General features: G+C 47.9%; 5 protein-coding genes and 1 pseudogene. 2 read left to right on the forward strand and 4 right to left on the reverse strand.

The window, feature by feature from the left end:
* Positions 1 to 484, forward strand: a 484-nt coding sequence (locus RMO52_RS14220) for an ACT domain-containing protein (RefSeq protein ID WP_310415335.1), incomplete at its 5' end; no start/stop codon positions are given.
* A 196-nt stretch (positions 485 to 680) separates the two neighbouring features.
* Complete coding sequence (locus tag RMO52_RS14225) at positions 681 to 953, forward strand: TMEM165/GDT1 family protein (RefSeq protein ID WP_309741092.1); 273 nt, start codon at positions 681 to 683, stop codon at positions 951 to 953.
* A gap of 57 nt (positions 954 to 1,010) precedes the next feature.
* Here RMO52_RS14225 and RMO52_RS14230 read toward each other — a convergent pair whose 3' ends face one another.
* The 4 genes and pseudogenes from RMO52_RS14230 to RMO52_RS14245 all read right to left on the reverse strand — a co-directional run.
* A complete protein-coding gene (locus RMO52_RS14230; RefSeq protein WP_310415338.1) occupies positions 1,011 to 2,186 on the reverse strand; it encodes an NDP-sugar synthase in 1,176 nt (391 codons plus the stop codon).
* Positions 2,187 to 2,361: 175 nt separating this feature from the next.
* Complete coding sequence (locus RMO52_RS14235) at positions 2,362 to 3,207, reverse strand: segregation/condensation protein A (protein WP_310415342.1); 846 nt, start codon at positions 3,205 to 3,207, stop codon at positions 2,362 to 2,364.
* 355 nt (positions 3,208 to 3,562) lie between these two features.
* Entirely contained in the window at positions 3,563 to 4,594 is a 1,032-nt protein-coding gene (gene era, locus RMO52_RS14240) for a GTPase Era (protein WP_310415345.1), read from the reverse strand.
* Between the two features lie 172 nt (positions 4,595 to 4,766).
* Positions 4,767 to 5,138 (reverse strand): annotated as a pseudogene (locus RMO52_RS14245) (alpha/beta hydrolase); the annotation flags it as partial.

Genomic DNA, 5,138 nt, shown 5'->3' on the forward strand with positions numbered 1-5,138 from the left:
CGTCTACAACGCGATTCTCATCGAAGGCGAACCCCTCGGACAAGTGATGTTATTCGGCCCTGGTGCAGGGGCTGGGGCGACAGCTTCGGCGGTTGTCTCCGATCTGGTGGCGCTCGTCGGTGTCATCCAATCCAAACCCAGCCGTGAAGATGTGGTAAATTCACCAAATACGGCACTACATCCGCTGCTGAGTTGCAGTCACGATCGCTATAGTCCGATGGCTCCATTATCCAGCCTGCGCAGCAGTTTCTACGTGAGATTCTCCTGCATGGATGTGCCGGGGGTGATTGGTGAGTTGGGCACCTGCTTTGGCTCGCATCATGTCAGTATCGAATCGATCGTCCAAACTGGATTCCAAGGAGACCGCGCCGAAATTGTCGTCGTCACTCACGATGTCTCTGAAAGCGATTTCAGCTCGGCATTAGCCGAAATCAAGCAACTAGACGCGATCGCTAGTATCCCCAGTATTATTAGAGTACTTTAGTGAATAGTGGATAGTGGATAGCTTGCACTGAGCGACTTGTGCTGAGCGACAGCCGAAGTACAGCCGAAGTGTGGATAGTGAATAGTAAATGGATTCTGAACGATCCTCTAACGCCCAGTCTCCCAGTCTCCCCCACACCCCCACACCCCCACTCCCCCACTCCCCCACTCCCATCTCCCATCTCCCCACTAAATTTATGGATTGGCAACTCCTCGGCTTAACATTTATGACGGTATTTATCGCTGAAATTGGTGACAAAAGCCAATTAGCCGCGATCGCTTTAGGTGGTAGCAGCCAACATCCTCGGGCTGTATTTTTTGGTTCGGTTGCTGCTCTATTATTGGCGAGTTCGATCGGTGTTTTAGCAGGTGGTGAAATTGCCGCATTTTTGCCAGCGAAAGTACTAAAAGGCTTTGCCGCACTAGGCTTTGCCATATTGTCAGTGAGATTATTATGGCCGCAAGAATAGCCCAGGCGATCGCAACTCACCCAGGCTATCTCGATAAACTATCCCTAGTTTAATTACTTAGGGAACAGTAATATTACTAACATTAAAAGAGTTAGCAAACACTTTAGCAGGATGTTGTTTAATGTTCTCGATCGGTTTGCGAGTATCAGTAATCAACCAATCTAATTCTGCGGCTTGAACGTCGATCGTCGCACCATCTTTATCGACACAATATCGCCCGAATACTAATTTGTCCGTCAGCTCTACGTCAGCAATTCGAGAATACTCAAAAACCACACTGTTATTGATGTGTGCGCCACTACAAATATGGCAATTACGACCGATCATTGTGGGGCCAGTGATTTTGGCTCCATCTTCAATCTTGGTCATGCCACCGATATAGACTGGGCCAGTAATGTCTACTTTGTCCCAATTCACCGCGACATTAATTCCCGTAAAGATGCCTGGTGCAACCTCAATTCCTGGAATGGGGACATTTTTTACTTCGCCCATTAAAACACTCCGAATTGCTTGCCAATAATCGGGTACTTTCCCAATATCTACCCACTGAAAATCCATCGCGATCGCGTAAAAAGGGGCACCCATTTCTACCAGTTTCGGAAAGAGGTCGCCGCCAATATCAAACTCTTGACCGGAAGGAATATAGTTGAGAACTTCTGGCTCAAAAATATAAATACCAGTATTAATATTCGTACTCAGTGCCGCTTCTACTGTGGGTTTTTCTTGGAATGCTTGAATTTTGCCATGCTCATCGGTCACAACTACCCCATAACTAGAAACCTCTTCGCGAGGTACTGATTTGGTCACGATCGTCGCCAGAGAACCTTTTTCCCGATGCCACTTGACAGCGGCGGTGAGGTCGAGATCGATGAGTGCATCGCCACACAGCACTACAAAAGTGTCGTCGAAGAAGGGATAAAAATCTTGAATCCGGCGCATTCCGCCAGCCGAACCGAGTGCCTTCCCCTCTAGTTCGCCATTTTCTTGAATCGTCCCCTCGAAGGAATAAGCAATTTGTACGCCGAATCTTTGACCATCATGAAAATAACTTTCAATTTCTTTGGCAAGATGACTGACATTAACCATGATTTCGGTAAAGTCATGCTGCTTGAGCAGATCTACCAAAAATTCCATCACTGGCTTGTGTAGAATGGGAATCAATGGCTTGGGAATCGTGTAAGTAATGGGTCGCACGCGCGTACCCTTTCCCGCAGCCAGAATCATTGCTTTCATATTAAATCTTGAATACTTAAACTCCCGATGATATCTACTCTAACAGCGATCGATTGTCACCGACACCAGTACGATCGCGCGTTTAGACCGATATTCAGGCAAATGTGAGGATTTCTAGATAATACTGGCGATCGGTTGGTAATCGACCGCTCTAGCTGTCTCCCGGTTGCCGTCGTCAGTTCATCTGGCTGAGATCTGCCTCATTGAGCCGCCGAATTGTGAGTGTTTGATAAAATTCGGTTTGATGTAGTTCGACTTTGGATTGAGCTGATAGCAGTAGCAATGCCCAAAATACGCCAACGCGATCGTGATTGGAGCCATGATGTTGTCCGGGTGCAGGCGGAAATTTAGCAGACCAAATATCCACTAGCTCTTCAAGCGTCCATAAATCGGTCTGGCTGGTATAGCTGACGAGAAATTCGGATACTAATGCTGCCATTTCTGTTAAATTTTCATCATGAGCTAGTCCGACGATCGATTTGGTGGCTTGCTTGACTGACATCACCTTCCCCCGCAAGGAGCGGCGACGGGAAGTTGGCTCGGCAATCTTATCCGCAATTTGGCGGAGCTGTCCGATCAGATCTTCGAGTGTCACCGGACGCGTGCGCGGTGGGGGCGATGTTAGACGGCGCCGAATGTGTCGTTCGAGGTTACGCGGTAAGCCCGATGTGGTCATCACTTCAAAGTCCAACTCTTCTTCAATGAAGTCAAAATCTTCCCCTGGGGATTGACTTTGCTCCAGGCTTTGAGCTTTGAGCAGTACGAGCATCGCCGCCCACAAAAAGGCTTGTCCCGATTGGGAGAGATTGGCTTGCTTGTGCGCTAAAGACGCATCGGCTTGTAAGGGTAGCTTGCTCAAGTGCAGATCGATCGCATCGATGACTTTGACATCCCAAGGATCGATTTCACCTCGCTGCGCCAGATCGATCAGCATCGCAATCCCCATCTGCGCTAGGGTATACGGATCGACTTGCGGTTCGACTATCGGAGCGATGCTGTCCCGGCGGGGGGCTGATACCATGATCTCGGGGTTAGGGATGAGGGGTTAAATTAATTGAGAATTGAGAATTGAGAATTGAGAATTGCGGATGCTAAATCCTCCAGCCAGTCTCTACAAGCCAGAAATCTAGTGCAGCAGAGCTTAATTGGTAACTTTACAGCAATTTCAGCATAATTAACGTTGCAAATGCAGATCTTTTATGGTTTCAAAGCTAGCGCACCAAGCAGAAGAATGAAACCAGAGTACATCTAAATAAAGTTTTTTCTCCTTTGTCCCCCAGTCTCCCCGTCTCCCCGTCTCCTCGTCCCCCAGTCTCCTTTTTCCCCCAGTCCCCCCAGTCTCCTCAAAATAGTAACTAAATTTATGCCGTAGAGTACTAGTCCACTCGATAACCTAGTTCTGCCAGTCGCAAGCCAGATTGTCGCCACTTCGGCTGCACTTTCACAAATAGTTCTAGATATACTTTGCCCGCAATCAGTTTTTGCATCTGCTCGCGTGCATTACTACCGATTTGCTTGAGCATTTGCCCGCTTTTGCCGATCAGGATGCCTTTTTGCGAATCGCGTTCGACATAGATTGTTGCTAGGACGCGAGTAATTTTGGCATCTTCCTGAACTCGATCGATCGTCACCGCCACTGAGTGCGGCAATTCTTCCCGCGTCAGTAAAATGATTTGCTCGCGAATCAATTCGCCCATGATAAACCGGTCCGGCTGGTCGGTGACTAATTCGGGTGGGTAATAATAAGGGCCGATTTCCAGATTTTCACTCAGACTAGCCTGCAATCGATCTAACCCTGTTTCCGTCACCGCCGAAAAGTTCACTACCTGCCAATTGTGAGTTTGAGCGAGTTCGAGATAGCTACCATCGATCGCGTCTAAATGCGAACGGCTCAGATCTTCACGCAAATCGATTTTATTAATTCCCAAAATAATTGGCGTTTTGACATTAACCAGCAACTCGGCAATAAACCTGTCACCACCGCCAGCAATTTCCATCCCATCGACTACAAATAAGACGACATCTACCGCCCCGATCGCACTTTGAGCATTTTTCACCAACACTTCCCCCAGTTTGTGATGGGGTTTGTGAATTCCGGGCGTATCCACAAAGATCATTTGCGCCGTATCGGTAGTCAGGATGCCCTGTAAGCGGTTGCGAGTTGTCTGGGGGACTGGAGAGACGATCGCAATTTTTTGACCGATCAGTTGGTTCATCAGCGTAGACTTACCCACATTCGGTCTGCCAATAATCCCCACAAATCCCGATCGAAATCCCTCCGGTGCTGCCGGGATCGTTCCTAAACCTAACTCCGGTGTCGCATTCGCGCCACTATTTTGTTGCGCGGCTAGATAAGCTTCAACTACAGATTTATTGTTTGGTGTTGTGGATTGGGGTCGATCGGTCATGGGCTTCTCACTGGTGATTCTCCTTCCGATCTTACCGCAGTCCTCGCCAATACTCGATCGTTACAGGCAATGCTGCACTAAACTCCCTGAAGACTTGGAGCTTGGTAGTAGAGTCTACTCATCTCAGTCATCGTCAGCATCATCTTACCTTTGGCTCTAATTTCACCGCCGCTCAATTCAACTCCACTTTCAGAAGTTGATGAAAGGCGATCTCTGGTTCTAGCTCTTGCCAAAACTTTTGGATTTGATAACTGACTACTTCTGAATTCATGTGATGAAAGAAGTGTCCCCCAGTGGAAATGTGCCAAATTCTATCTATAGGTTTAAGATAATTATTCCAGCCGTATGAAGCAGCTAATTTAATTACCGGATCGGATTGACTCGCACAAATCATCAGCGGCATCTCGACACCGCCTGAAGGTAAAATACTCGACTGAAACAGTGAATGATTTGACGGAGATTCCACTAAATCTCGCTCCAGGCGCTCCACCAAATCGCAAACATGCCGCGCCGAACGATCTGGAAATAAATCGTTGGCAAGTGA

The organism is Chamaesiphon sp. OTE_8_metabat_110 (assembly GCF_031382685.1).
Classification (GTDB): Bacteria; Cyanobacteriota; Cyanobacteriia; order Cyanobacteriales; family Chamaesiphonaceae; genus Chamaesiphon.

Coding starts and splice junctions, on each gene's coding strand:
- era (WP_310415345.1), bottom strand. CDS start 4,594: ATGACCGATCGACCCCAATCCACAACACCAAACAATAAATCTGTAGTT.
- RMO52_RS14235 (WP_310415342.1), bottom strand. CDS start 3,207: ATGGTATCAGCCCCCCGCCGGGACAGCATCGCTCCGATAGTCGAACCG.
- RMO52_RS14225 (WP_309741092.1), top strand. CDS start 681: ATGGATTGGCAACTCCTCGGCTTAACATTTATGACGGTATTTATCGCT.
- RMO52_RS14230 (WP_310415338.1), bottom strand. CDS start 2,186: ATGAAAGCAATGATTCTGGCTGCGGGAAAGGGTACGCGCGTGCGACCC.